The sequence below is a fragment of the Lysinibacillus sp. UGB7 genome (assembly GCF_049058285.1).
In the GTDB taxonomy this organism is placed as follows: domain Bacteria; phylum Bacillota; class Bacilli; order Bacillales_A; family Planococcaceae; genus Lysinibacillus; species Lysinibacillus sphaericus_B.
Window position 1 is genome coordinate 175,019 of the sequence record NZ_JBMGUV010000004.1, and the last position, 26,276, is coordinate 201,294.

Below are 26,276 nucleotides of genomic sequence, written 5' to 3' on the forward strand. Positions count from 1 at the left end.
TTGTAAAAGCTTCATGGTACACTAATGCTTAAGGAATACGTTTCCTTCATTACAGGCAGAGGTGATCTCTTATGAAAAAAATGTTAGGCGAAGAACGCCGACTGCAGATTCTAGCACAACTAAAAAAAAGCAATACACCTATAACAGGAACAGACTTAGCTAAATTTGCAAACGTTTCAAGACAAGTCATTGTCAATGATATAACTTTATTAAAGGCTAGAAATGAACCCATTATAGCAACGAGCCAAGGCTATATTTATATGCACCAAGACCAACTATACCAAACTGTTGAACGTACCATTCCATGTTTTCACACGCCGGAAGAAGCAGAAGATGAGCTTCTGGTGATTGTGGATTGTGGAGGTACAGTGAAGAATGTAATTGTTGAACACCCCATTTATGGAGATATTACAGCTTCCATTATGGTATCTAATCGCCATGATGTTAAAAAATTTGTGCAACGTGTTAACGATACACAAGCGAGCTATTTATCTGCGCTAACAGGCGGGACACATCTTCATGTCATTTCTGCTCCATCTGTAGAAATTTTAGATTTAATTGAACAAAACTTACAAAAAAAGGGCTATCTAGTAATAGATTAAATAACATGAAATTGAATGTTTTCTAAAAAAGAGGGATCCCAAAAGCAAATGGGACTCCTCTTTTTAACGGTTATTTTCAGGTGTATGAATCCTCTTGCCAAGCGCATCTACCAGTAAATCATTATCATTATTAAATGACATACTATAATAAGGAGCCATCTTAATTTACAGACCGATCATCACACAAAAACGGAGCTGTCCAAAAAATTGGACGCTCCAGCGTAATTAGAGAAATCTTTTTCGTTGAGTAGGTGTTGGTAATAGACACGCTTCTTTTTTACCGAAAAGACGATAGCGATTTTTAGCAAATTTTCTATAGACGACATTTCGGATAAAAGGAGGGATGACAATGAAAGCATAACAGCTAGGCCACAAGCCATCTAAACGCCGACTAATTTTAAGAGCTGCCGTGGATTCAAAATAAGCTTTCCCATGCTCTACTAAAATAACACTATCTATGTTTCCCGGAACTTTATATGTTGCCAGAATCTCCTGTCCAACCTCACTTTGAATAGAGGCAAACTGAAAATAAGCAGCCTGATCACGTTTAATAACAAACTGTACACTGCTATGGCAAAAATTACAAACTCCGTCAAACAAAATAACACCAGCCACTATAATCCCTCCTAACCAATATTAAGCCTCGTCTGATGTTAGATACGTAAAGTATGTACCAAGTGACTTCACTTTACAGCCTAGAGCTGCTAACTCTTCCATAGCACCTCGCATCATCGGTTCTTTTTCATCGGCTAATACATCAATCATAAAGAAATAATCACCCAGTCCTGTTTTTAATGGACGCGATTCAATTTTACTTAAATTTAGCTGGCGCCATGCAAATACTGAAAGTACCTGATGCAACGCCCCTGAACGGTCCGTTGGCAAAGTAATCATGAAGGTTGTTTTTGCCTGTCCATCTGATAATTCCTGCGGCAATCGCTTGTTTTGTTTTGATAATACAAAGAAGCGAGTATGGTTAAAATGAAAATCATGAATATTTGATTGCACGATGTCTAAGCCATATCTTTCAGCCGCTACCGCGTTACCCACTGCTGCGATACACTCAGTCGGATTTTCAGAGACATACTTTGCCGCTGCCGCTGTTGATGTTGTTTGATGTAACGGAACATCACTGAAACGATAGAACAAGTACTTATGACATTGAGCTAGCGCATGAGGGTGCGAATATATACCCTCGATGGACTCCCAATTGTCCTGTTGTGCTTTGTTCACCATTAAATGTTGCTGAATTTTCAATTGTAATTCACCTGTTACATAAAGTGTCGCCTCATGGAATAAATAATCAAGGGTTAATGGCACTGAGCCCTCTAACGCATTCTCTAGTGGTACAACTGCTAAATCAACTTTTCCCTCTGCTACTGCCTCAATACACTCTGGAATCGATGCACAAGGGACTAACCATTCAGTAGGAAAAATAGCTTTTGTTGCCAAATATGTAAAAGATGCCTCTGGTCCTAAATAGGCGATTCGTTTCTCCCAATTTTGCTCTGTCATTGAATTTACCTCCTTCGCTACGATAGGTAGCTATACATCCGTCTTAATTTTTCGAAAACTCTTGCTAAAAAAGAAAGAGGCCTATGACAAGCCCTTTCTTTGAAAAAGTTTTCATGCCTACAGAACGAGGTGACTCAGATATAACTCTGAGCCACCCCTTTTACAATGCGCCAGAACTAATAACTTCCGCAGACTCTACAAAATCTAAACGCTTTAGCTGATGCATTAAATCATCAAGCTCACAGCTCATACTTGTTACATCTAAAGACAGTGTAACATTGGCACGACCTTGAATTGGAATCGTTTGATGGATTGTCAGTATATTGCAATGCGTGTTTGTTACAGTTTCTAAAAGCTTTGCAAGTGTTCCTTTACGGTCCTGAAGCTGTAAAAAGACTGTTAAAATCCGTTCTTGCACAATAGAGTGGAAAGGAAAAACAGCATCACGATATTTGTAAAACGCACTACGCGATAAATCCACTTGTTTTACCGCATCCCATATGGAAGATACCGTACCACTTGAAAGTAAGTGTTTCGCCTCCAAAGTTTTTTGCATAGCATCTGTCAAAACGTCTTCACGAACTAAATAATATCGCTGGTTAGCAACGTTTTTCATACTCTTCCCCCTAAAACCTATTCTTAGTCGACAAATTCAAATTCGAATTCTAATAAGCGTACAATATCTCCATTTTGTGCACCACGTTCACGCAATGCTTCATCGACACCCATACCACGTAATTGGCGTGCAAAACGACGTACACCGTCCTCGCGGCTGAAGTCTGTCATTTTGAAGATACGCTCAATCGCATATCCACCAAGAATGAATGTACCATCAGGATCACGAGAGATTTCGATTGAATCTGCTTCAGATTGGTGTTTGTAAAGTACCGTTGCATCAGATTCTTCATCTAGCTCATCGAATAATGGGAATTCAGGAGTCACTTCCAGTAAGTCTGCAATTTCAAATAATACCGGCTTTAAGCCTTGGCGTGAAACTGCAGATACTGGGAAGATTTTTACATCTTCGCCCACTTTTTCTCGGAAAATTTCTAAGTTTTCCTCTGCATCTGGCATGTCCATTTTGTTTGCCACAATAATTTGCGGACGCTCTGTTAAACGAAGATTATATTGTTTTAACTCATCGTTGATTGTTAAGTAATCTTCATAAGGATCGCGACCTTCCATGCCTGACATATCAATTACATGCACGATAACACGTGTACGTTCAATATGACGGAGGAATTGGTGACCAAGACCTACACCTTCGTGCGCACCTTCGATTAAACCTGGTAAATCGGCCATTGCAAAGCTACGATGATCATCTGTTTCAACCATACCTAAATTTGGCACGATTGTTGTAAAATGATAGGCACCTATTTTTGGCTTTGCCGCAGAAACAACAGATAGTAATGTTGATTTACCTACACTTGGAAAGCCTACTAAACCTACATCTGCCAGTACTTTCAACTCTAATATAACATTTAATTCTTGTCCTGGCTCACCTTTTTCAGAAAGTTCTGGAGCAGGATTGGCTGGTGTTGCAAAGCGAGAATTCCCTCGACCACCACGGCCAGCTTTTGCGATAATCGCTTGTTGACCATGCTCGACTAAATCGGCAATAACAACGCCTGTTTCCTCGTTCATTACGACTGTGCCTGGTGGTACTTTAACGATTAAATCGTCTGCGCGTCTACCATGCATCCCTTTACTCATACCATGCTCACCACGGTCAGCCTTGAAGTTACGTTTGTAACGGAAATCCATTAACGTACGCAGACCCTCTTCAACTTGAAACACAACGTTCCCACCGTGACCGCCATCGCCACCAGCGGGACCACCATTCGGTACAAATTTTTCACGACGGAAGGCTACCATTCCATCCCCACCGTCGCCACCTTTTACATAAATCTTGACGTGATCGACAAACATTTAATTCACTCCCTGCTTGCACTCAATACATATATCCAAGACGTATTTGTCTCTTCCACTGTTTGAATGTCGAATTGTTTCAAACCTTTTTCGGTGAATGCATCAGCACTCCAGCGTCCATTTAGGGTGAACGTTACAGCAAATGTATGGGCGTCAACACGCACATCAATCGCTAAGCTCTGTTCGGTAAATGGATCTAATGTATCATAAACATGCATAACTGTTTTATTTAAGTATTCTACAACTGCCGCATCTATATTATTCGTGACAGGTTTGTTAATCTCACCACTTATTTTCATTGGTAACGAAGGATAGCACCAATTTGCTGTTTGTAGCCACTCCATCGTTTGTGGTAACTGTAGTCGATTTATGCTAGAAAGCACCCGTAATTGTTCAGAAAAATTTTGAATAAGTTTCTTTGATTCATCGATTCTACCTAAATCTAAATTCATGCGAATTAGTTGAAGCTGATTCACATAATCATGATTTGCAAAACGTAATACTTCACTAATGGTTAGTGATTGACTGTTCATTCCATTCACTCCAATAAAGTTATCTTCATTAGTATAACAAGTTTTGACGTTTTTTTCTCTTAATTCCTCATAACAATTATGCTTTTTGAAGAAAAAAAAGGACTGCAATATATGCAGCCCTCCGCTTTATGATCATATTTATGAAAATTAAGCTTGTTGAGTTTCTGGGTATACAGATACTTGTTTGCGATCGCGACCTAAGCGTTCGAATTTAACAACGCCGTCAACTTTAGCAAATAGTGTATCATCACCACCACGACCTACGTTTGTACCTGGGTAAATTTTTGTACCGCGTTGACGGTAAAGAATTGAACCACCAGTTACGAATTGGCCATCAGCACGTTTAGCGCCAAGACGTTTAGACTCAGAGTCACGTCCGTTTTTAGTAGAACCTACCCCTTTTTTCGATGCGAAAAGTTGAAGGTCTAATGCTAATAACAATTTCATTCTGTTCCACCTCCTACTTGGTTGTAGTTGATTTGGATATATTGCCCGTAATTTTGCACCATAGAATACACTTGAGCTGTCATTACTTGGACAATTAATTGTAGTTTTGCATCAATTTCAGGCTCTAAATCTGTTGGTAAATCTACCTTTAGATAGCCTCCACCTTCAGCTGCTTGTTCCACTTCCGGTTGTAATTGTAATAGTGCATAAATAGCATTTACCGTACCAATAGCAATGGTAGATGCCCCCGCACATACTAAATCTTTACCAGATTCGTCGTACTCAGCATGTCCTGAAAATTCAAATGCAGACACATGTCTATTTTCATCATGATGTATCGTAACTTGTATCACTCGTTACACCTCACAATTAAGCGTTGATAGACTCAACAACTAATTTTGTGTAAGGTTGACGGTGACCTTGTTTACGACGGTAGTTCTTTTTAGCTTTCAATTTGAAAACAACGATTTTCTTTTGACGGCCTTCTTTCACAGCTTTAGCTGTTACTGTAGCGCCTTCTACGAATGGAGCTCCAACTTTAACGTTTTCGCCACCTACGAATAAAACTTTATCGAAAGTTACAACTTCGTCAGCTTCTACGCCTAATTTCTCAACATAGATTTCTTGACCAGCTTCTACTTTGATTTGTTTACCACCAGTTTCAATAATTGCGTACATTTTACTGCACCTCCTCTTAGACTCAGACTCGCCTGTATATGAAGGTGATCATACGATACTTTAACCTTCCCAGAGCGGTTGTAGTAGCACGGGTGCTACAAACAATAACATTAAAATATTACCATATGGAATTTCTCAAGTCAACCTGTTCATAACATATTTCTCAAAAGCTAAACGATATTTTCGGTAATTCCATTCTTTGATTACTTGAAGCCATATAAATAGACAAAGAACAGCTAAAAAAATAGACTGTGGCAAGTAACCTAATGTCATGATAAATAATAGCGTCACAATTGCAAGACAAAACGAGTAGTAATGTTCAAATGCTCGCACAGTCGGATAAAATAAAAATAAACATGCTATCATTATTCTTCCGCCATCTAGCGGAAGAATGGGTATTACATTTATAGCCAACAATACAAGCTGTACCTCGATAAGTTTAGTAGCAAGTAGCTCGGGCATAAAAAAAGCGAGACCAATCCCTAATAACGTAGCGATTGGTCCTCCTAATGCAATCCATAGTAGTGATGTTGCCTGCACAACCGCTGGATTATCAAATTCAATCTCCCCCCCATACGGTGTAATGACACACGATTTTACCTTTACACCACAAATTTTTGCAGCCAATAAATGCCCTACTTCATGCCAGAGTAACGAGGATAGAATAATAGCATAGTAAGCAATTTGACCACTTAAAATCATGACAAATACCAGAGGGATACATAATATATGCAATTTAATCTTCATCTTTTTCTGTTTGAAGCCACTGTACTATTTGTTCTAAACTATAGTGAGTATCATCTTTTTCTATCGATAAGTACAGTTGCCCAGCCTGTTTCATGCCAATTAAATCATTTGCCTGCACCGTTGTATACGGCAATTGAGCTAAACTATCGAGCATCCCATAGGATACCGTTGTGCCATCCTCATAGCTTATGGTCATCGTTTTGCCTGTATATTTTGTATGACCTGTAAAAACAACTAGTCCACTCTGCCCAGCATACACAGGAAGCCCGACATCATACTGCATCATAAAACCTTCTTTGAAAACCTGTGCATTGGTGAAAGTTAATAGTTCAGTTTGCCCTACATCACTGGATACCATAATGGTTTCCTCTTCTTTATTTAACCAACTTTTCCCAAGCTCACTTAAATAGGTTATATCTGCTGATGTCGTTACAAGCTTTCTCACAGGTGTTTCTAATACACCTTGATCTTCTAAACGAATAACGAGCATGATTGCAGCTACGAGTAATATCATGACAATCCATTTCCATTTTTTAAACAAGCCCTCATCCTTTTTTCACACTATATGAGGTTGCATGTCCGTTCATGCACAAAAAAGCACATTCACACGCGATTGTTGCTAACAAAAAACTTGTCCTAAGGTAACGAATGCTTGCAAGAAATCAATACGCTAAAGTACTCGTACACACTCGATAGTTCCTTGTTTTGTAGTTCCTAAACAAGAAAAAACCTTTCGCGCAATTGCACGAAAAGGTCTTCGTTATCTTGAAAATAATGCTTTAAATTTTGAAAACATCCCTCTATGCTCATCTTCAATTGCCATAAGCGGCACCGATTCTCCTAATATGCGTCGTGCAATATTACGATAACCTAAAGATGCTTTATTGGCAGGGTCCATCACTACTGGTTCCCCTTTGTTTGATGACGAAATAACACCCTCACTATCGACGATGATACCTAATAAATCAATCGACAAATGAGTTGTAATTTCATTAACATCCAATGTATCACCGTTTTTCATCATATGCTGACGAATACGGTTGATAATTAGTTTGGGTGCCGTAATTTCCTCTTGCTCTAGCAGCCCAATGATACGATCTGCATCACGCACAGCTGAAATTTCAGGTGTCGTTACTACAATTGCATGATCTGCACCCGCTACAGCATTACGATAGCCTTGTTCGATACCTGCTGGACAGTCTATTAAAATATAATCATAGTCTCTTTTTAATTCCTCTATTAAGCTCTTCATCTGCTCAGGTGTCACAGCATTTTTATCTGTTGTTTGAGCAGCAGGTAGTAAAAATAGTTTGTCATCAACACGTTTATCTTTAATTAAAGCTTGATGTATCTTACAACGTCCTTCAATCACATCAACTAAATCATAAATAATACGATTTTCCAGACCAAGAATTACGTCTAAATTTCGTAATCCAATATCCGTATCAACCAAACATACTTTTTTCCCTTGTAGAGCCAATGCAGTCCCAAGGTTAGCCGTTGTCGTCGTTTTCCCGACACCGCCTTTACCTGAAGTTATGACGATCGCTTCTCCCACACTAGCTTCCTCCCTTAGACACATTTAACAATGGTCGAATATTTTTTAACGCATGAATTTGATCGTACGTAATACGCCCATCATAGCCGATAAAAGCACAAGCCATCTCTGCTTGATTGATAGCTTTTACATGCTCATCTGACATTGCCTCAACCTGATCGGCAATCATTATATGTGTGGCTTCTAAACGAGAGGCAGCAATGATTGCTTCCTTATTACCATGTACACCAGCATGCACAATTCCCTTTAGTTTGCCTAGGACATACACATTGCCACCAGCTTCTACACGTCCATTCGGATTGACATTGCCAATAATAATAATGTCCCCGGAAGAACGGAGTATTTGCCCCGATCTGACCACACCTATATATGTATCTTGTTGACTTTCTATCATTTTCTGGTTGCTTTCATGGACAGTCAGTACATCACTTTGCACTTTAGATACGATTAGTTGTTCCGTTTCCTGAACGATTTTCACGAGCTCTTTTATTTGTTCATCAGAACAGTATCGATTGCCTAAATGTAATTGTACATCTACTTTACCATCGATACCGCCTTCTGAAACTTTTCTCTTTAACTCTTCTATTATTTCGGTATACGCACACTGATCGTCTAAGCGGAGAACAAAACCATCTTTTGTCCCCTTCATATTAACTAATTGTTTTTTCATGAATGCCTCACCTCACGTTGCTCTTATTAAGAAACTTCACGTGCTCTCTGTAAGACACGCGCATTAATTAAATATTTGAAGGCCCAACCAAGAATCATTAAAAATAACGCATTTGCAATGATCGTTGGTAGTAGTCGTGAACGTAAGAAATCCGTTAATGGTATCGTTGTAAAATCTATTAGATAAAAGAATTGATAAAGTACAAACTCTAAAATTGCTACTAAAACAACTGAAATCGTCGTTGTCACAACTAAGTGCTGATGAATAATTTTTACAATAGAACCAGCTAAAAAACAGATTAGTGGATAAAGCACAGAATATAATCCAATAATATCAATGTAAAACACATCATACAAGACACCAAAAAAAAGTCCATACATTACCGCTCTTTGACGGCTGTAATAGATGGATATAAATATTAAATATAAGATTAAAAATCGAGGAACTAGGTAAAAAATGTGCCCCTTCACTTCAATTGGTGAAAGCATAGCAAACTCTGGTTCTAGTAAAAATAACAAAACCGCCACAGAGGGGATGAGAAATCGAACCATCATTCAGCCTCCTCCTCACTCGCCTTTTGCGGATTTGATAAATCCTCATTCGTTGCCTTGCCATCGGAACCATCAATTACTGTCGTTGTACGTTTCGCAATGACAACATGATCTATAATTGAAAAATCAGCTGATGGTTTAACATAGGCCATTTTCGTTAAGCCAAAATCATCTGTACTTACTTCAGTAATTTCTCCGATTGGCACTCCTTTTGGGAAAATACCGCCAAGTCCTGATGAAACTACCTGCTCGCCTTCTTTAACTGTTAAACTTGAATCGATTCGCTTCATAATGAGTTCATTACGCTCTTTATCAAAGCCCTCGATTAAACCGTATGCTTCTTTTTCTCCTAAAACCATCGCAGAAACACGATAGTTTGGATTATTTGTATATAAAAGCTCTACCTCAGAGGTGAAAGGAGTCACTAAAGTAATCTTACCGACTAATCCTTTCGCTGTCATAACTGCCATATTTTTTTCCACACCATGAGAGGAACCCTTATTTAAAATAATCTTCTCTTCCCACTGATCAGGATTTCTAGCAATAACCGTTGCTTGAATTGGATTAAATGCATTTAAACTTTCCTTTTTATCGAGGAGCTCTTTAAGTTTATCATTATCTTTTTTCATAGCCAATGCTTCGGTTTGTACAGCTGCAAATTCTTCTAAGCGCGCTTTTAAACGTTTATTTTCTTCGTACGTGTTTAAGAGGGAGTCAATATCGTTAAAAATACCCGTAATATAATTCGCCGGCTTCGCAACAATGGATTGTGCGACGCCGACAGTATCTTTAATAATTTGCTCTGGTAAAGTTGCATTCGTTCGATCACGTAATGAGAAGCTAATCAATGCCACAAGAAAAACCATGCCCACGAGCAGCAATATTAATTTCTTATTGAAAAAAAAATGTGGCATTGCCTAAACCTCCTTAACCTTTTACTTGTTGTCGACGAATCAAATCAATATTATCTAAAGCCTTACCTGTACCAATAGCAACACAGTCTAATGGATCTTCTGCGATAAATACGGGCATATTCGTTTCACGGCTAATGACTTTATCTAAATTAGATAAAAGTGCTCCACCACCCGTTAGCACGATGCCGCGTTCCATCACGTCTGCAGACAATTCAGGTGGAGTTTGTTCTAGTGTTTTTCGCACACCATCAATAATGGATGATACTGCTTCACGTAATGATTCTGAAATTTCCTGAGATGATATTTCAATCGTTTTTGGTAAACCAGTTAATAGGTCACGACCTCTAATCTCCATTTTCTCTTCAGGACCCTCAGCAAATGCTGTACCAATCTCGATTTTGACAGCCTCTGCAGTACGTTCCCCGATTGTTAAGTTATATGATTTACGGATATATGAAATGATTGCTTGATCCATTGCATCCCCGCCGACACGTACCGATTCACTTGTTACGATACCACCTAACGAAATAACAGCTACCTCTGTAGTACCACCACCGATATCGACTACCATTGAACCCGTTGGATCCCATACTGGTAAGTTCGCACCAATAGCTGCCGCAAAAGGTTCTTCAATCGTGAAAGCCTCTTTTGCACCCGCTTGACGTGACGCATCGATGACCGCACGTTGTTCCACAGAAGTAATTCCGTAAGGCACGCAGATCATTATATTCGGTTTCTTCCAATTCCCACCAGAATTTTTAGAAGCCTCTTTTAAATAATACTCAATCATCGCTGTTGTAATATCAAAATCAGCAATAACGCCATCTTTCATCGGACGAATGGCTACAATTGAGCCAGGTGTACGTCCTATCATATTTTTTGCATCATTACCAACTGCGACGATATCGCCAGTTTTCGTATTTTTTGCTACGACTGAAGGTTCGCGTAGAACGATTCCCTTCCCTTTAATAAACACTAATGTATTCGCTGTGCCGAGGTCAATCCCGACATCTTTACTACCTAATCCAAACAAATTGTGTACTCCCTTTCTATTTAAGCCATACTTTCGTTGACATAAAATCATACCGTTCATTATAACGGAAAAACCCAAGAATTTATAGTGCCATACACCTCATCTTGCGGAAAATATACTATTTTCATCCCTCTTAAACTTAAAATAGTACGTATAGATTAGCATATAATTTTTATTCATCTAAGACAACGTCTAATAGGCTACCAATTTTTGTGAATCATAAAGTTATTTCTACCAACTACATTAACGTCATTCATCAAAAAAGGTTCGCAATTAAATTAATGACCATTAATTTTCATTGTCTCAAGAACATCAGACTGCCAACAATGACTTGCGCAAATTGCTTAGGCTTGAGTGGCGTGACAATATATTGCTAGAAATTTAAGTTCTTCCACATCAGTGTTATTTCTTCTTAGTTAATGACCTCAAAAAGCTCTGCAAAATTGCTTGCAGAGCTAAAAATACCCTTTTTCTTTTAAACTTATATATTGATGATCACCAATGATAACATGATCAATCAATTCAATGCCAATAATATAGCCCGCTTCCTGAATTCTCTTTGTTACCTCAATATCTTCTGGACTCGGTGTCGGTACGCCGCTAGGATGATTGTGCGCGCAAATAAGAGAAGCAGCTGAACGTTTTACAGCCTCTCGGAAAATTTCTCTTGGATGGACGATGCTGGCATTTAAGCTACCTATAAAAATTGTCTGTTTATGAATAATTTGATTTTTCACATTTAGAAAGAGCGCAACGAAATGTTCTTGGTTAAGGGAAGTCATATCAGGCATCAAGTACGCAGCGGCATCTTGCGGGGATCGAATCGTATATTTTTCATCATTGTGCTTTTGAGCTAAGCGTCGGCCTAGCTCAATCGCAGCTAATAACTGAATTGCCTTCACCTCTCCAATTCCTTTAATAGCCACCATTTCTTCAATCGTCGCATGCTTTAAATGATGTAAATGCTCGAAAGCACCTAATACACGATTCGCAAGGACAAGAACCGACTCTTCTTTCGTTCCTGTCCTTAGTAAAATAGCCAGTAACTCCTGATTCGATAAGCTCATGGCTCCTTGTCTTAACAGTCTCTCACGTGGTCGATCTGCAATATGCACATCTCGTATCATCATGCTTGGTAATACATCTGTTGGCAAAAATCTTCACTCCCTCGCAAATTGGATAATATGAAGTGCTACCAATTGCGTAAACAACGCTGCAAGTGGTAAGCCAACAACATTGTTATAATCACCTTCAATTTGCTTAACTAAAAGGGTACCAGCAGTTTGAATGCCATAACCGCCCGCTTTATCAAAAGGGTCTCCTGAGGCTACATATGCTTCGATAAGCTCCTGTGATAATTCGTTAAAGACAACAGTTGTTTGTTCTACAAATGTTGTTTCTTGTCCATCAGGATTAATAATAGCAACTGCTGTCATAACCGCATGACGGGCACCTGATAATCGTGTTAAGTGAGAAATCGCTTCCTCACGTGTTTTTGGCTTATGCAGTAGCTCATTGTCAAAAACTACGATAGTATCTGCACCAATAATCGTTGCATTCGGCACTTTTTTTGCTACATCGCGTGTTTTTAAAAGTGCTACACCTTTTACATAATCTTGCATTGTTGCTGCTTGGACGCTTGTCTCTTCTACTTCACTCGTAACAATATCGAAGGGAAGCGCTAGCATAGCAAGCAATTCCTTTCGGCGTGGTGAAGCAGAGGCAAGTACTAGCTTGTGTCTTGTTGTAAACATTATCTCACCATTCCTCCTTATACTTATCATAACGGAGAATTAGGTATTTGAAAATTTTCAAAAAATGAAGATAATGCCTATTTCACTATATTTCATAGTCAAAATTTAATTTGGAGACAAGTATTATTCTTCTTATAATGAGCAAATAAATGTAAGCGAATGATGTTTATATCGTTGGAAATAGAAGAAACTGCTGCACCTACAGTTTGCCAATCAGGAGGCAGCGTTGAATCTTTTGCGTTGTCCTTAAAATTTAATTTTGTAGCCTTTTTATCAGCAAACACGACCGGAAGTTCTTTAATCGTTGCTTCTTTACAGCTATCACCAGTAACACTAAACACTTTTTTAAATGTGGCAGGAGCTTCTAAAAAAACGAGTTGACTTTCCTCTATCGCAATACTTGTCCAAACATAATATTTGCCATCTACCTCTACAATGGCGCTTTCTTTTAATGCTGGATATTCTGCTAAAAATGCACTTGCACTTTCATAATTAGAAAATACACCTGCTTGACTTGCATACAGCATCGACGCGTTTGCGGTACCACCTGCTGTCGGAATTGTCTCTTTCTGTGCACCTTCACTTGCTACTTCACTATCTTGCTTTAAAGAAAACTGAGTACTTGCTTGGAGAATTCCTAAAAATATGGCAACACCAAATAGTCCTACAATACCCCCAATTAGCATTGCGCGAAATACTTGTTTTTTTATTACCTGACTAACAATTTTCATACGTCCTTCACCTCTTCCTTAACGTATCAAAATAAACATAAAAAAAGACAAGACTATTGTCGTCTATGATTTCATATTAGTATATGTTTAAAAATATGTGAAAATGCTAATTTACTGCATTTCAATTAATAGTATTTTTGGAGGTTTCAACATATAAATTGCCTACAATGTTGGCAAAAGTTTTACCACAGCCTATCGTTGTTACGCCATATTTTCATGAAGGCATCCTCTCTTTTGCACTTTTAAAAATAAATTTCAATATGAAGATGTGTGTAATTACCTCCTTGCAAAGACCTTTTAGCCTTCCACAGACATATTATGGAAGGCTAAAAACTATAGAAAGTAAGAATATTCAAGTCCGGAAAAAGCCACTCGCTTTCCAAACTGCCTTAACGCTCGGCTACAAGCTACATCCGCCCGAGTCAAGTAGGAGAATGCCATTTTCTGAACTTAAAAAATGACAAAAGCCTTCCACAGACATATTGTGAAAGGCTCAACATAAAAATTGAGGGTGCATTTAATTGTAAAAGGTGCTGCTTCTCATGATGTGTGGCTACAGAACCACACTTTAGCTGTTTCCAATTAATCTGTTACGTACTTCTGTTAATAAGTACAATGAACCAGATACTACAGTTCTGCAGTTATTTTCCGATTGTGTTTGTAAAAATTGAACATAATCACTTAACACTTCTGTTTGAGAAGCGCTAGAGAGTTCCACCATATCTTTTGCCGACATGGCACGCGGATTGTAGAAATCAACAAAATAAAAGCAATCACTCACTTGTTCTAACTGATTGAGTACCTTTTTTACATCTTTATCTGCAAGAATGCCCATAACGAAAGTAATCATCTCCTCTGGGAATTCCTGCCGAATTGTAGCGACCAATTTTTCCGCACTCGCTGGATTGTGTGCACCGTCTAATATAATATAGGGCATGATTTCTTCAAAGCGCCCTAATATTTTCGCCTTATTAATACCATTTTGAATACCTTGTATACTTATTGGTACATCCAATGCAGTTGCCACTTCAAAAAACGCAGTAATGGCTAGGGCCATATTATTTGCTTGATGCGGCCCTTTCATTTTTCGCAATAGATTGGCTATACGCAAACCGTTTTCATCATTCGTATAACACTCACCATGCTTCGTATGCTCTACATTAAATTGATGACCTAGTTCAAGAACAGTCGCTTGTTTCATACGTGCTTTTTCATAGATAACTGCCTTCGCTTCAAGCGGTAGATCACCGATAATAACAGGCTGGTGCTGCTTAATAATACCTGCTTTATGATGAGCAATACTCTCAATAGTATTACCTAAATAGGTCGTATGCTCTAACGCGATGCTCGGAATAATCGAAACAATTGGCGTCACCACATTCGTACTATCCAATAAACCACCCATCCCTGCTTCGATTATAGCCACATCCACATTACTATTAACAAAATGTAAAAATGCCGCAGCAGTAAGGAGCTCAAAATCTGTTAACTTACCACTCAGTCCCGCTAATTGCATTTGTTGAAACACCCGGTCCATCTCTTCAGCTGAAATAGGTCGATTCGCTACTTGAATTTGGTCATGAACATCTAAAATGCAAGGAGACATAAATTTGCCAACACGTAATCCATGTTCCTTTAAAATTGACTCTATGAATGTAAGTGTTGAGCCTTTGCCGTTCGTGCCAGCTAAATGGACAATTTGCAGATTTTTCTCTGGACTGCCCACAAGCGCCAATGCTTCTTCAATCGCAGCAAGACCTGGTTTGATGACATCATCGCTTTTTACAGCCCACTTTTCTTTATAAATATCAAATTTCGGAATCATCGCTCTTCCTCCTGTAGCCATTGTCGCACTTCAGCTATGAAATAGAGCGAACCTGTAATGACCACAATATCTTGTTCCTTCTTTTTTTGTATAACTGCACGGACCATATCCCGCCAATTTTCACTATATTCCTTATCGGGATGTTGTGACAAAGCAGCTAATTTTACTGCAGGCATAGCATTCGGTAGGTCTATTTGTGTAAATGACATAGCTGTTGCAACTGCATCCATTAAAGCAATACTATGCGCATGATCTTTATCAGATAACGCTGCGTAAATAAACCCATAATGTTGATTGGGATATACAACTTGTAGTGTGTGAATTAGAGCAGCTGTGCCTTCTGAATTATGGGCGCCATCTAGTACTATATTGTCGGTAAATTGTTCAAAGCGGCCTGGCCATTGCGCTTTTTGCAATGCATGAAGTATGGATGTCTGTGATACTTCAAGATGTCCCTTTTCCTGTAATAATAGTATAGCAGTGATTGCCAGGCTTGCATTAGCTACTTGATGTGGTCCAGCCATTTTCAACTGAATATCGTTTATCTCAACATCGGCTTTGCGGTAACTAAAGTGCTGCATAGCAACTTCTTGCTTATTTGCATTTACGATAAAGTCCTTTCCAATAACGTGACATTCAGCATGACGTTCTAGTGCAGCTTGTTTAATAACTGCAAATGCCTCGCCATTTTTTACACCTACTACTACAGGCACGCCTTCTTTTATAATGCCTGCTTTCTCAAAGGCTACTTTCGCAAAAGTATCTCCTAAAAACGCTGTATGCTCCAATGAAATGGTCGTAATGATTGACACTAGTGGCGTAATAACATTCGTTGCATCTAAGCGGCCACCAAGACCCGTTTCAATAAGTGCAAAATCAACGGCTTCCTCCGCAAAATACTGGAACATGATAAGTGTTACGACCTCAAAAAAACTAGGATAGTCCCCATCATAATTCGTCTCAACGATTGCAGCAATGTTGTTCATATACCTTAAAAATTGTGCGTCTGGAATCTGTTTTCCATTAATAGTCATTCGTTCATTGACACACTCTAAATGTGGAGATGTAAAAGTCCCTACAGTGTATCCAGCCTCTATTAATATTTCCCGCATCATAGTTACCGTTGAACCTTTGCCGTTTGAACCTGCGATATGAATCGTTTGTAGCTTTTCCTGTGGATTATCCAAACGTGCTAAAACTTCGCGCATCATAACGAGTGGCGCACGCTTATGGTCTACTGCCTTTAATGTAAAAATAAAATCTGTACAAGCTTTCATCGATGAAAACACAAGAAACACTCCCTCTAACTGCGATATCTCTATTTTAGTACAAAAGGTGCCTGGCACCCACACAATTCGTACACAATTTAAAAACACACAGAAAATCACTACTAAAGTGTGTTTGTGTGTGTTTTACAAGTTACTATGAAAGGCATAGATTTTATAAATATCTCATCAATTGGCAACCAGGCCATCCTAGCATGAAAGATTGTATATCTCTTCGCTTTAGACCCTAGGTTTTGCATTCCACCCTTTTGAATGGTTTGCCTTCACTTATTATACTAATCATTTTAAATCCTACTATTTAATTTACCCAAAATCATTATGTACCTTTTGATTCAAAAAAAGAAAAAACAATGGATGACTTTATTCGTCATCCACTGCCTTATATGATTACATATTTTTTAGTTCTTCTAAGCGTTTTAATACTACAGCATGTTTATCTTCATAGTCTGCTAATTTTTCACGTTCTGCATTGACTAAAACTTCTGGGGCTTTTGAAACAAATTTCTCATTTGACAACTTACCACTAACAAGCTTCACTTCTTTTGCCCATTTTTCTAATTCTTTTTCTAGACGGTTGATTTCTTCTTCTAGGTTAATGAGACCTACAAGTGGAAGGAATAGCTCAGCACCAGTCACGACTGCTGTCATAGCTTGATCAGGAGTCTCTAAGCCTTCACCGATTGTTAACGACTCAGGGTTACAGAATTTTTCAAGATATGCTTTATTTGCTTCAAGAACGGCAACCGTAGCTGCATCCTTTGCAGAAATGAATAATGGTACTTTTTTGCTCATTGGCGTATTTACTTCCGCACGTATATTACGCACTGAACGTATAATATCCATAAGGAGCTTCATATTGTCCGCTTCATCCGCAAAATGAAGATCCGTGCGTACAGTTGGCCATGCAGCCACTGTAATAGACTCACCTTCATGTGGTAAGTGTTGCCAGATCTCTTCCGTGATAAATGGCATAAATGGATGTAATAGACGCATTGTTTGATCTAATACGTAAGCTAAAATAGAACGAGTAGTTTTCTTCGCTGCTTCATCTTCACCATTCATTGGTAATTTCGCCATTTCAATATACCAAGAACAGAAATCATCCCAGATGAAATTGTAAAGCTCGCGGCCTACTTCACCGAATTCATATCGCTCAGCAAGCGATGTCACACGTTCAATTGTCTCATTTAAACGAGTTAAGATCCATTTATCGGCCACTGATTTTTCGCCAGTTAAGTCGATTTCATCATATGTCATGCCGTCCATATTCATTAACGCGAAACGAGAAGCATTCCAAATTTTATTAGCAAAATTCCAAACTGATTCTACTTTTTCTGTTGTATAACGTAAGTCTTGCCCTGGTGATGAACCTGTTGCTAAGAAGTAACGTAACGAATCGGCACCGTATTTTTCAATAACGTCCATTGGATCTACACCGTTACCTAGCGATTTACTCATTTTACGACCTTCTCCATCACGTACTAAACCGTGGATTAATACGTCTTTAAATGGAAGTTGATCAGTAAATTCAATACCTTGGAAGATCATACGAGATACCCAGAAGAAAATAATGTCATAGCCTGTTACAAGCGTACTTGTTGGGTAGTAACGCTTATACTCTTCATTTGCCTCGTCTGGCCAACCCATTGTACAAAATGGCCATAGTGCAGCTGAGAACCATGTATCTAAGACATCTTCATCTTGCGTCCAATGTTCTGCGTCTGCTGGTGCTTCTTTACCCACATAAATTTCACCCGTTTCATTGTGATACCAGGCTGGAATTTGATGGCCCCACCATAATTGGCGTGAAATACACCAGTCACGGATATTTTCCATCCAGCGAGAATATGTGTTTTCAAAGCGAGCTGGAACGAAATTCACTTTGCCTTCTTCGTCTTGTTGTAGCGCTAATGAAGCATCAGCAAGTGGTTGCATTTTAACAAACCATTGTGCTGAAAGATACGGCTCTACAACAGCACCAGAACGTTCAGAGTGACCTACTGAATGCATATGCTCTTCGATGTTGATTAACACACCAGCCTCTTGTAAGTCGGCAACAATTTGCTTACGGCATTCAAAACGATCCATTCCGTTATATTTGCCAGCGAGCTCATTCATTGTCCCATCTTCGTTCATCACAAGAATGCGTTCTAAGTGATGACGGTTGCCGACCTCAAAGTCGTTAGGATCATGGGCTGGTGTCATTTTTACTACCCCAGTACCAAATTCCATATCTACGTAGTCATCTGCTACGATTGGAATTTCACGGCCAATGATCGGTAGAATAACTGTTTTTCCAATTAAATGTTGGTAGCGCTCGTCTTTCGGATGAACCGCAATGCCTGAGTCACCTAGCATTGTTTCTGGACGTGTTGTCGCTAATTCCACGTATCCTGAACCATCTGCTAATGGATATTTCATATGGTAGAATGCACCTTGAACATCTTTGTAGATAACTTCAATATCTGATAACGCTGTTTTTGCAGCAGGATCCCAGTTAATAATACGTTCACCACGATAAATTAACCCTTTTTCATATAATTGAACGAATACAGTTTTAACAGCATCCGATAGGCCTTTGTCGAGTGTGAAACGCTCACGAGAATAGTCTAACCCTAGGCCAAGCTTCGCCCATTGTTGACGGATATGTCCTGCATACTCTTCTTTCCATTCCCATGTTTTTTCGAGGAATTTTTCACGTCCTAAATCATAACGTGTAATACCGTCTTCTCGCAGTTTGGCCTCCACTTTTGCTTGTGTTGCAATCCCAGCGTGGTCCATACCCGGCAACCATAGTGCATCATAGCCTTGCATACGCTTCATGCGAGTTAAAATATCTTGTAAAGCTGTATCCCACGCATGACCAAGGTGCAATTTCCCTGTTACGTTCGGTGGTGGGATAACGATTGAATATGGCTCTTTCCCACTGTCTGGTTGTGCTTCGAAAAATTTACCTTGTAACCACCATTCATAGCGCCCCGCTTCAATTGACTGTGGATCGTATTTCGTTGGCATTGAAATGTTTTCTGTCATCTTGACTCCTCCTGTTGACTAAAAATTTTTGATATACATCAAATTAGCTAAAACGATTTTGCTGTCCAGATTTTCCATTGTGTTTACACAATGAACTCCTTTGAAAATCTGAATATCTACTAGAGGCTTTATTGCCAAGAAATGTTTAAACATGATTTTTGGACAATAAAAAAACTCCTAGCGTCTACAAAAGGACGAAGGAGTTTAGTTCGCGGTACCACCTTTAATTCCAGCAGGGCTAAGTTAAGCAATCGCGTACATCCTCATTTCTTGTCTGACAGCGCTTTTTGCTAGCCCTAGTCACCCGAAATGGAATGATAGTTGATTTACTTATGCTTACTTCTACTGGCTCTTAATTCGATAACGGTGTTTAACCGGCTTTAACTACTGTTAGTTCACTAAAGCTGCTCGAAGGCTACGTTCAATTATGCACAAATAGAAACTTTTCAGCTACCGTTTCCTCTCTAAAAATGTGCGAATAATTTACTCTTCCCTGTCATAGCATCTATATTCGACTTTCCACATTGTAACGCAAAATCGTGCACTTTTTCAAGTGATTTAGTTATTTTTAGCTAGTCTGTAAAAAGTAAATAGAAAAGGAAGTGAATATTCATATGCGACGACGTAAATACAATCCCTGGTTTTTACCACCTTGGCTACGACAAATTCGTTTCTACTGCAGAACGATTATTATACCGATTTGTGCATTTCAGTTTGTGCGTATCATCATCGTACCAACTTCTGGCGATTTAATCTTCTTATTGCTACTGCTTCTTCTTTGCTATTTACTTTTAAATGATATCATTTGAAGCGCGGACTTTTAACGGTGTGTAATTTTCTGTTAAATCCCAAATCATTGTTGGCACTTCATCCCAAGAGCTGGACTCGCGCACAGCAGTGTGACTAGAAGATTCCCTTAACACTATCTTTTGCTCAACAGGAGCAGCCTTCTCTACATGAACAGCCACTTCTACAGGAGCAACCGGTTCTTCTAAAACTAAGGCTTTTTCTACTACAAGCTTTGGTTCACTAAAAATACTTGTAACTGTCCATTCCAACTGACACATTTGATTGGCCAGTGTCGGACGAACGTCTTTCACCATTAAATCTTCAATAGCGGCATCTTTCGGTAAATCGACATGTAATGGTACAGCATATTCAAAATATCCTGTATCACCTTGAATATCAAGCGCATCAATTTTAACTAGATCTTCAACATCCATAAAATTTTGCAAGTCTTGAAAATCAAAGCGAACATGTGAAGTAATATGGTAAATACCGACTAAACGTACTGAATCATCTAGCTGCGTAGCTTGCCACTGTGGCTTAATCTGTACAGCTGCAATTTCTGTTGGGCAACCATACCCTGGAAAACAAAATGTCTCACGCATATTCCAAGTTTTCTGTTCGATAATAATCCCTCCCTTTGCATCATATGACTTTCAAGAAGGTTGTATGCTTTAGATGAAGCTAGATATTGTTGTTTCGCGATATTTTTTCCGTTCAAATGTTGCTTTTTCTTTCGGATACAGTGAAACTTCACTCAGTGGGGGTTCTTCCCCCCACTGATTATTAGTTGAAACAATCGGGCTTTTACGGTCAGTTGATTGGCCTCCTGTTGTCATCTATCATCTTGAGTGGGGAAAGTCCCTCAAACAATATGATTTTGCTTTACTTTTGCCGTGAGCAAGGCATGAGCGGCATCAGAAGTCTCCGTGGATTTTTACCTTTATATTAAAAAATAGCATACTAGGAAGTACTCCTAGCATGCTATTTTCACTTTTGGAACAGCTCTGTTTTATACTTTGTGCGTACAAAATATTACCATGACTTCTAATGTGGCATAAAGGCAGTATGAGATTTCGACACCTACTGCAATAACAACATAAACATGTGCTTGGTGATCGGAAATCTCCTGCGAGTAAAGTTTTTCTTTATACGTTTACCATTTTTATTTTATTAGCTACTCGATCTGTTAACATTTGAGTTGCTTTCGGTACAATCGGTTTAAAAATTGGATTTAAAACAGGTCCTGCCAATCCGCCTGCTGTTACTTCTAAAAAGCCTGTCATTCTTGTATTTTGTGCGTCGATGCTTTCAGCAAGGAAATAGCCGTTTCCTGTGAAATTATCAGAGATACCTTTTAATTCAAACGTTACTTTTGAAGGTGCTGCCCACTCTAAAATAGTAATCTCTACTTCTACTGTTTTTTTCAGTACACCAACATTACCTTTAAATGTCCATGTAGAATTTTTATCATCTATCATCGTATGCGCGCTATAACCTGGGACAAGCTTTGCCCATTTTTCCATATCACTAACGAAATCCCATACATTTTCAATCTCTACGGGTACTTCTACTATATGTGTGCCTGTTGCCATTAAAACCACTACTTTCTTTTCTGAATAGCTTTATTATATATGATTTTGTCCACAAATTGGCTATGCTGAAAGTTATAATTTTGACAAAAAAAAGCCACCCAAAATGGATGGCTCTAAGTACAAATTATTTTGCTAGTTGTGCAAAGACTTTATGGAAGGCATCAACGGTTTTTGTTATATGCTCTTCTGTATGCGCTGTAGAAATAAATAAGCCTTCAAATTGAGAAGGTGGTAAGAAAATACCTTCTTCGGCCATTAATCGGAAATATTCAGCGAATAATTGTAAATCAGCCGTTTTTGCTGAGGCAAAGTCAATTACTTCTTCATTCGTAAAGAAGAAACCAATCATTGAACCAGCACGATTTACCGTATGTGGAATATTGTATTTCGTCGCGGCAGCTCGGAAGCCTGTTTCTAGTTGATCACCTAATTTTTTAAAGTACTTATAAGTGCTTTCATCAAGTCTAGACAAAGTTTCATAACCAGCTGTCATCGCTAAAGGATTACCTGATAATGTCCCAGCCTGGTAAATAGGACCTATTGGTGCCACTTGCTCCATAATTTCTTTTTTACCAGCGAATGCACCAACAGGAAGACCTCCGCCAATAACCTTACCTAGAGTTGTCATATCTGGTGTTACATCAAAATACCCCTGTGCGCAGCCATAGTCCACACGGAATCCAGTCATAACTTCATCGAAGATTAGGAGTGCACCATGCTCTTTTGTTAAATCACGTAAACCTTGCAGGAAGCCTGGTTGTGGTGGAACGACACCCATATTTCCTGCTACTGGTTCTACGATGACTGCCGCAAGTTCAGCACCGAATTTTTCAAAAATTTGTTTTGCACCGTCTAAATCGTTGTATGGCACTGTTAATGTGTTACGAGCAACGTCTGCTGGTACACCAGGGCTATCAGGTAAACCTAATGTTGCCACACCAGATCCTGCCTTAATAAGTAACGAGTCACCATGTCCATGATATGAGCCTTCAAATTTTAATATTTTATCGCGCCCTGTAACACCACGTGCTACACGTAGGGCTGACATCGTTGACTCTGTCCCTGATGACACAAAACGAATCATTTCCATTCCAGGTAAACGATCCAACACTAATTTTGCTAGTCTATTTTCCGTATAGCTAGGTGCTCCAAAAGAAGAACCTTTCGCTGCTGTTTCAGCAATCGCTTTTACTACTTCGGGGTGAGTATGCCCTAAAATTAGCGGGCCCCATGATAATACATAGTCGATATATTCATTACCATCAATATCTTTTATAATCGCACCGTGACCAGATTCCATGAAAATTGGATCCATGTTTACAGATTTAAATGCTCTGACTGGGCTACTTACACCACCCGGCATTAAATTTACTGCTTCTGCGTATGCTTGTTTTGATTTTTCATAAGAACGCGCCATTTATTTTCCCTCCAACCAATTTGCTACATCTTTTGCATGATACGTAATGATTAAATCAGAACCAGCACGTTTCATACTAAGTAATGTTTCAAGCACTACTTTTTTCTCTTCAATCCAGCCATTAATCGCTGCTGCTTTGATCATTGCGTATTCACCTGAAACATTATAGGCAACAATCGGTAATGGGTAGTTATTTTTCACATCACGAATAATGTCTAAATAGCTAAGTGCTGGCTTAACGATTAAGAAGTCCGCACCTTCTGCAATGTCTGATTCTGCTTCACGGAATGCCTCCATACGGTTCGATGGATCCATTTGATATGATTTACGATCGCCAAATTGTGGTGCTCCGTCAGCTGCATCACGGAATGGGCCATAGTAGCTTGAAGCATATTTTACTGCATATGACATAATCGGCACATTTTCAAAGCCCGCTTCGTCTAAACCTGCACGAATTGCCGAAACAAAACCATCCATCATATTAGAGGGTGCAATAATATCTGCGCCTGCTTTTGCTTGAGATACCGCTGTGCGCGCTAAAACATCTAGCGATGGATCATTTAAAATTTGTTCGCCTTCAATTAAGCCACAATGACCATGATCGGTAAATTCACAAAGGCATGTGTCCGCAATAACTAAAAGTTCAGGATGACGCGCTTTAATAAGACGTGTAGCTTCTTGCACAATACCATGATCATGGAATGCACCTGTACCAACCGCATCTTTTTCAGCTGGTAAGCCGAATAAAATAACTGCTGGAATCCCCAAAGTCACAACTTCATCAATTTCAACACCAAGGTTGTCTAATGAAAATTGGAAAACTCCCGGCATAGAAGGAACTTCTTTTTTAATATTTTCGCCTTCAATGACAAAAATCGGATAAATTAAGTCTTCTTTGTGTAAGTAAGTTTCTTTTACCATAGATCGCATCGCTGCACTCGAACGCAAGCGACGATGTCTTTGAAATTGTAATTGTGTCATTTTCTTTCCTCTTCTTTCATTATTTCCTCGATGACTGCTTGCATTGTATACACACTAGGCATAACATCCACAGTAGCACCGTGGTTTAAAATTGCTGCCTCTGTAATATGACCGATTGCCGCCACACGGGTGGCCTCCCAGCCAATTACTGATGCTACATCCATCGCATATACATCAACAGCAGATGGACTAGCAAAAATCACTGTTACATCCTCGTGTGAACGAATAGTGTTGATAATTACTTGTTTTTGGTCGTGACGTTCAATTGTTTCATAGACCGTCCATTCCTTAAGTTCCAACGGTAAACCTTCCTTTAATGTCTTTTTCGCTTTTTCACCGCGAATAAATAAACATGTTGGATTGCCTACCGCCACACTTGGAAATTCTTTGACAAAAACATCAGCACTAAACACTGAAGGCATAAAGCTAACATGGAACCCTAGCTGCTCTAATGCTTCAGTTGTTTTCGTACCAATGGATGCAATTTTCCCTTGAAAATGCCTTGCGTTTAAATTAAATCGTTTCATTTTACTAGCAAAAGCATCAACTGCGTTTTGACTCGTAAAAATTAACCACTTAAATTGACGTGCAAACTCTAAATGAACATCATCATTTCTATCTATGAGTTCGCAGGTTTCAATCAATGGGGTAATGACTACTTGGCCACCTAAAGCTGTTATGTCATCAATAATTGTTGAAGTTTTAGATGTACCTGTCAAAATTATTTTTTTACCTTTTAAAGGTAAATTATTTTGCATCTTGCTCTGCCTTCACACGTTGGATTAAATCAAAGGCTCCTTGCTTCGTTAAAATAGCAGCAAGCTCTTTTCCAGCCACTTCTGGTTTTGAACCTACTACCGTTTCTTTATAAATTACCGAAGCATCTGGCGCTGCAACTAAACCTGTCAGTGTAATTTTTTCCCCATTCCATTTAGCATACCCTGCGATAGGTACTTGACAGCCACCATCCATAGCCGCTAAAAAGGCACGCTCAGCATGTGCTTCTTGCCATGTAGTGTTATCTGTCAATTTAGCTAGTTCAACTAATAGCTCAGCATCATCTTCGCGACATTCAATGCCCAAAGAGCCCTGCGCTACTGCTGGCAAACAATCTTCTACAGATAAGAATTCAGTGACAACATCTTCGCTCCACCCAAGGCGTTTCAGCCCTGCAGCCGCTAATATAATGGCATCATATTCTTCTGTTTCAAGTTTCGCCAGACGTGTATCCACATTTCCACGAATCCATTTAATCTCTATATCTGGGCGCACCGTTAAGAGTTGAGCACTACGACGAAGGGAACTTGTACCAACAACAGATCCTGCTGGCAGATCTGCAAATTTTATATGTCCTTTTGAAATAAAAGCATCACGTGCATCTTCACGCGGTGGAATACATCCAATTACTAATCCTTCCGGCAGTACTGCTGGCATATCCTTCATTGAATGCACAGCAAAGTCAATTTCTTTGTCATATAGGGCTTGTTCTATTTCTTTTACAAAAAGCCCTTTGCCACCAACTTTAGAAAGTTGAACATCTAAAATTTGATCGCCTTTTGTGACAATTTCCTTTATCTCAAATTCAAATGGCACACCGGCTGCCTTTAACTCATTAATGAACCAATTCGTTTGTGTTAATGCTAGCTTACTTCTCCTAGAACCTACAATAATTTTTCTCACAAGTCTCCAAC

The 26,276-nt window shown here is 39.1% G+C and carries 30 protein-coding genes, 1 riboswitch and 2 other annotated features; of the genes, 2 read left to right on the forward strand and 28 right to left on the reverse strand.

Translation table 11 applies throughout. The annotated features are described in order from the left end of the window. The first annotated feature begins 71 nt into the window (after window positions 1-71). Entirely contained in the window at window positions 72-602 is a 531-nt protein-coding gene (locus ACOMCU_RS06120; protein WP_010860045.1) for a transcription repressor NadR, read from the forward strand. Between the two features lie 225 nt (window positions 603-827). Here the strand turns inward: ACOMCU_RS06120 and ACOMCU_RS06125 are convergent, their stop codons facing one another. From ACOMCU_RS06125 to ACOMCU_RS06225, 21 genes are all read right to left on the reverse strand, one after another. After that, window positions 828-1,217, reverse strand: coding sequence for a thiol-disulfide oxidoreductase DCC family protein (locus ACOMCU_RS06125; protein ID WP_010860046.1), 390 nt, complete (start codon window positions 1,215-1,217; stop codon window positions 828-830). A gap of 21 nt (window positions 1,218-1,238) precedes the next feature. Continuing rightward, entirely contained in the window at window positions 1,239-2,117 is an 879-nt protein-coding gene (gene pheA, locus ACOMCU_RS06130) for a prephenate dehydratase (protein ID WP_010860047.1), read from the reverse strand. Between the two features lie 160 nt (window positions 2,118-2,277). Further along, window positions 2,278-2,733, reverse strand: coding sequence for an ACT domain-containing protein (locus ACOMCU_RS06135; RefSeq protein WP_010860048.1), 456 nt, complete (start codon window positions 2,731-2,733; stop codon window positions 2,278-2,280). A 23-nt stretch (window positions 2,734-2,756) separates the two neighbouring features. Then, on the reverse strand, window positions 2,757-4,046 hold the full coding sequence (gene obgE, locus ACOMCU_RS06140) for a GTPase ObgE (RefSeq protein ID WP_010860049.1): 1,290 nt from the start codon (window positions 4,044-4,046) through the stop codon (window positions 2,757-2,759). 5 nt (window positions 4,047-4,051) lie between these two features. Continuing rightward, window positions 4,052-4,579, reverse strand: coding sequence for a Spo0B domain-containing protein (locus ACOMCU_RS06145; RefSeq protein WP_036131575.1), 528 nt, complete (start codon window positions 4,577-4,579; stop codon window positions 4,052-4,054). Between the two features lie 147 nt (window positions 4,580-4,726). Further along, on the reverse strand, window positions 4,727-5,026 hold the full coding sequence (gene rpmA, locus ACOMCU_RS06150) for a 50S ribosomal protein L27 (RefSeq protein ID WP_010860051.1): 300 nt from the start codon (window positions 5,024-5,026) through the stop codon (window positions 4,727-4,729). Continuing rightward, window positions 5,023-5,379 carry a ribosomal-processing cysteine protease Prp gene (locus tag ACOMCU_RS06155; protein ID WP_036130449.1) on the reverse strand — a complete coding sequence of 119 codons (357 nt, stop codon included), beginning with the start codon at window positions 5,377-5,379 and terminating at the stop codon, window positions 5,023-5,025. The genes rpmA and ACOMCU_RS06155 overlap by 4 nt, the downstream gene beginning before the upstream one ends. 16 nt (window positions 5,380-5,395) lie before the next feature. After that, window positions 5,396-5,704 (reverse strand): 50S ribosomal protein L21, encoded by a 309-nt coding sequence (gene rplU, locus ACOMCU_RS06160; protein ID WP_010860053.1) that lies wholly within the window; start codon window positions 5,702-5,704, stop codon window positions 5,396-5,398. Between the two features lie 14 nt (window positions 5,705-5,718). After that, window positions 5,719-5,794: a sequence feature (ribosomal protein L21 leader region), on the reverse strand. Window positions 5,795-5,839: 45 nt separating this feature from the next. Continuing rightward, window positions 5,840-6,439, reverse strand: a complete 600-nt coding sequence (locus tag ACOMCU_RS06165; protein ID WP_421049676.1) for a site-2 protease family protein — start codon at window positions 6,437-6,439, stop codon at window positions 5,840-5,842. A gap of 1 nt (window position 6,440) precedes the next feature. Further along, complete coding sequence (locus tag ACOMCU_RS06170; RefSeq protein WP_036130452.1) at window positions 6,441-6,992, reverse strand: M23 family metallopeptidase; 552 nt, start codon at window positions 6,990-6,992, stop codon at window positions 6,441-6,443. A gap of 219 nt (window positions 6,993-7,211) precedes the next feature. After that, a complete protein-coding gene (minD, locus tag ACOMCU_RS06175; protein WP_010860055.1) occupies window positions 7,212-8,009 on the reverse strand; it encodes a septum site-determining protein MinD in 798 nt (265 codons plus the stop codon). A gap of 1 nt (window position 8,010) precedes the next feature. After that, complete coding sequence (gene minC / locus ACOMCU_RS06180; RefSeq protein ID WP_010860056.1) at window positions 8,011-8,679, reverse strand: septum site-determining protein MinC; 669 nt, start codon at window positions 8,677-8,679, stop codon at window positions 8,011-8,013. Window positions 8,680-8,705: 26 nt separating this feature from the next. After that, entirely contained in the window at window positions 8,706-9,230 is a 525-nt protein-coding gene (gene mreD, locus ACOMCU_RS06185) for a rod shape-determining protein MreD (protein WP_421049696.1), read from the reverse strand. Beyond that, window positions 9,230-10,144 carry a rod shape-determining protein MreC gene (gene mreC / locus ACOMCU_RS06190; RefSeq protein ID WP_010860058.1) on the reverse strand — a complete coding sequence of 305 codons (915 nt, stop codon included), beginning with the start codon at window positions 10,142-10,144 and terminating at the stop codon, window positions 9,230-9,232. The genes mreD and mreC overlap by 1 nt, the downstream gene beginning before the upstream one ends. A 13-nt stretch (window positions 10,145-10,157) precedes the next feature. Further along, window positions 10,158-11,177, reverse strand: coding sequence for a rod shape-determining protein (locus ACOMCU_RS06195; RefSeq protein WP_036130458.1), 1,020 nt, complete (start codon window positions 11,175-11,177; stop codon window positions 10,158-10,160). Between the two features lie 455 nt (window positions 11,178-11,632). Continuing rightward, entirely contained in the window at window positions 11,633-12,304 is a 672-nt protein-coding gene (gene radC / locus ACOMCU_RS06200; protein ID WP_196228928.1) for a RadC family protein, read from the reverse strand. Between the two features lie 33 nt (window positions 12,305-12,337). Continuing rightward, window positions 12,338-12,931, reverse strand: coding sequence for a Maf family protein (locus ACOMCU_RS06205; protein WP_010860061.1), 594 nt, complete (start codon window positions 12,929-12,931; stop codon window positions 12,338-12,340). A gap of 98 nt (window positions 12,932-13,029) precedes the next feature. After that, window positions 13,030-13,662 (reverse strand): hypothetical protein, encoded by a 633-nt coding sequence (locus tag ACOMCU_RS06210; RefSeq protein ID WP_036130461.1) that lies wholly within the window; start codon window positions 13,660-13,662, stop codon window positions 13,030-13,032. 568 nt (window positions 13,663-14,230) lie between these two features. Beyond that, complete coding sequence (locus ACOMCU_RS06215; RefSeq protein WP_421049677.1) at window positions 14,231-15,487, reverse strand: bifunctional folylpolyglutamate synthase/dihydrofolate synthase; 1,257 nt, start codon at window positions 15,485-15,487, stop codon at window positions 14,231-14,233. Continuing rightward, window positions 15,484-16,776, reverse strand: a complete 1,293-nt coding sequence (locus tag ACOMCU_RS06220; RefSeq protein ID WP_421049678.1) for a bifunctional folylpolyglutamate synthase/dihydrofolate synthase — start codon at window positions 16,774-16,776, stop codon at window positions 15,484-15,486. The genes ACOMCU_RS06215 and ACOMCU_RS06220 overlap by 4 nt, the downstream gene beginning before the upstream one ends. 168 nt (window positions 16,777-16,944) lie before the next feature. Next, a riboswitch (cyclic di-GMP riboswitch) is annotated at window positions 16,945-17,045 on the reverse strand. Between the two features lie 115 nt (window positions 17,046-17,160). Beyond that, the gene (locus ACOMCU_RS06225; protein WP_421049679.1) at window positions 17,161-19,806 is read right to left on the reverse strand and encodes a valine--tRNA ligase; all 2,646 of its coding nucleotides are present in this window, start codon (window positions 19,804-19,806) and stop codon (window positions 17,161-17,163) included. 187 nt (window positions 19,807-19,993) lie between these two features. Next, window positions 19,994-20,315 (reverse strand) — a binding site (T-box leader). Window positions 20,316-20,420: 105 nt separating this feature from the next. On the opposite strand from ACOMCU_RS06225, the gene ACOMCU_RS06230 reads away from it, so the two are divergent. Continuing rightward, on the forward strand, window positions 20,421-20,615 hold the full coding sequence (locus tag ACOMCU_RS06230; protein ID WP_080647676.1) for a hypothetical protein: 195 nt from the start codon (window positions 20,421-20,423) through the stop codon (window positions 20,613-20,615). Here ACOMCU_RS06230 and ACOMCU_RS06235 read toward each other — a convergent pair. The 7 genes from ACOMCU_RS06235 to hemC form a co-directional block, all read right to left on the reverse strand. Further along, window positions 20,598-21,197, reverse strand: coding sequence for a valyl-tRNA synthetase (locus tag ACOMCU_RS06235; protein ID WP_421049680.1), 600 nt, complete (start codon window positions 21,195-21,197; stop codon window positions 20,598-20,600). The genes ACOMCU_RS06230 and ACOMCU_RS06235 overlap by 18 nt on opposite strands. Window positions 21,198-21,266: 69 nt before the next feature. Then, the gene (locus tag ACOMCU_RS06240; protein ID WP_421049681.1) at window positions 21,267-21,431 is read right to left on the reverse strand and encodes a hypothetical protein; all 165 of its coding nucleotides are present in this window, start codon (window positions 21,429-21,431) and stop codon (window positions 21,267-21,269) included. A 309-nt stretch (window positions 21,432-21,740) separates the two neighbouring features. After that, window positions 21,741-22,187 carry a CoxG family protein gene (locus ACOMCU_RS06245; protein WP_010860065.1) on the reverse strand — a complete coding sequence of 149 codons (447 nt, stop codon included), beginning with the start codon at window positions 22,185-22,187 and terminating at the stop codon, window positions 21,741-21,743. 124 nt (window positions 22,188-22,311) lie between these two features. Then, window positions 22,312-23,604: a glutamate-1-semialdehyde 2,1-aminomutase gene (hemL, locus tag ACOMCU_RS06250; protein ID WP_421049682.1), complete on the reverse strand. Its 1,293-nt coding sequence runs from the start codon at window positions 23,602-23,604 to the stop codon at window positions 22,312-22,314. Further along, window positions 23,605-24,585: a porphobilinogen synthase gene (gene hemB, locus ACOMCU_RS06255; RefSeq protein WP_010860067.1), complete on the reverse strand. Its 981-nt coding sequence runs from the start codon at window positions 24,583-24,585 to the stop codon at window positions 23,605-23,607. Continuing rightward, window positions 24,582-25,343, reverse strand: coding sequence for a uroporphyrinogen-III synthase (locus tag ACOMCU_RS06260; RefSeq protein ID WP_421049683.1), 762 nt, complete (start codon window positions 25,341-25,343; stop codon window positions 24,582-24,584). Before ACOMCU_RS06260 ends, hemB begins: the two co-directional genes overlap by 4 nt. Then, the gene (hemC, locus tag ACOMCU_RS06265) at window positions 25,333-26,265 is read right to left on the reverse strand and encodes a hydroxymethylbilane synthase (RefSeq protein WP_010860069.1); all 933 of its coding nucleotides are present in this window, start codon (window positions 26,263-26,265) and stop codon (window positions 25,333-25,335) included. Before hemC ends, ACOMCU_RS06260 begins: the two co-directional genes overlap by 11 nt. Between the last annotated feature and the right edge of the window lie 11 nt (window positions 26,266-26,276).

Coding starts and splice junctions, on each gene's coding strand:
- ACOMCU_RS06120 (WP_010860045.1), top strand. CDS start 72: ATGAAAAAAATGTTAGGCGAAGAACGCCGACTGCAGATTCTAGCACAA.
- pheA (WP_010860047.1), bottom strand. CDS start 2,117: ATGACAGAGCAAAATTGGGAGAAACGAATCGCCTATTTAGGACCAGAG.
- ACOMCU_RS06135 (WP_010860048.1), bottom strand. CDS start 2,733: ATGAAAAACGTTGCTAACCAGCGATATTATTTAGTTCGTGAAGACGTT.
- obgE (WP_010860049.1), bottom strand. CDS start 4,046: ATGTTTGTCGATCACGTCAAGATTTATGTAAAAGGTGGCGACGGTGGG.
- ACOMCU_RS06145 (WP_036131575.1), bottom strand. CDS start 4,579: ATGAACAGTCAATCACTAACCATTAGTGAAGTATTACGTTTTGCAAAT.
- rpmA (WP_010860051.1), bottom strand. CDS start 5,026: ATGAAATTGTTATTAGCATTAGACCTTCAACTTTTCGCATCGAAAAAA.
- rplU (WP_010860053.1), bottom strand. CDS start 5,704: ATGTACGCAATTATTGAAACTGGTGGTAAACAAATCAAAGTAGAAGCT.
- minC (WP_010860056.1), bottom strand. CDS start 8,679: ATGAAAAAACAATTAGTTAATATGAAGGGGACAAAAGATGGTTTTGTT.
- mreD (WP_421049696.1), bottom strand. CDS start 9,230: ATGGTTCGATTTCTCATCCCCTCTGTGGCGGTTTTGTTATTTTTACTA.
- mreC (WP_010860058.1), bottom strand. CDS start 10,144: ATGCCACATTTTTTTTTCAATAAGAAATTAATATTGCTGCTCGTGGGC.
- radC (WP_196228928.1), bottom strand. CDS start 12,304: ATGATACGAGATGTGCATATTGCAGATCGACCACGTGAGAGACTGTTA.
- ACOMCU_RS06205 (WP_010860061.1), bottom strand. CDS start 12,931: ATGTTTACAACAAGACACAAGCTAGTACTTGCCTCTGCTTCACCACGC.
- ACOMCU_RS06210 (WP_036130461.1), bottom strand. CDS start 13,662: ATGAAAATTGTTAGTCAGGTAATAAAAAAACAAGTATTTCGCGCAATG.
- ACOMCU_RS06215 (WP_421049677.1), bottom strand. CDS start 15,487: ATGATTCCGAAATTTGATATTTATAAAGAAAAGTGGGCTGTAAAAAGC.
- ACOMCU_RS06225 (WP_421049679.1), bottom strand. CDS start 19,806: ATGACAGAAAACATTTCAATGCCAACGAAATACGATCCACAGTCAATT.
- ACOMCU_RS06230 (WP_080647676.1), top strand. CDS start 20,421: ATGCGACGACGTAAATACAATCCCTGGTTTTTACCACCTTGGCTACGA.
- ACOMCU_RS06235 (WP_421049680.1), bottom strand. CDS start 21,197: ATGCGTGAGACATTTTGTTTTCCAGGGTATGGTTGCCCAACAGAAATT.
- ACOMCU_RS06240 (WP_421049681.1), bottom strand. CDS start 21,431: ATGACAACAGGAGGCCAATCAACTGACCGTAAAAGCCCGATTGTTTCA.
- ACOMCU_RS06245 (WP_010860065.1), bottom strand. CDS start 22,187: ATGGCAACAGGCACACATATAGTAGAAGTACCCGTAGAGATTGAAAAT.
- hemL (WP_421049682.1), bottom strand. CDS start 23,604: ATGGCGCGTTCTTATGAAAAATCAAAACAAGCATACGCAGAAGCAGTA.
- hemB (WP_010860067.1), bottom strand. CDS start 24,585: ATGACACAATTACAATTTCAAAGACATCGTCGCTTGCGTTCGAGTGCA.
- ACOMCU_RS06260 (WP_421049683.1), bottom strand. CDS start 25,343: ATGCAAAATAATTTACCTTTAAAAGGTAAAAAAATAATTTTGACAGGT.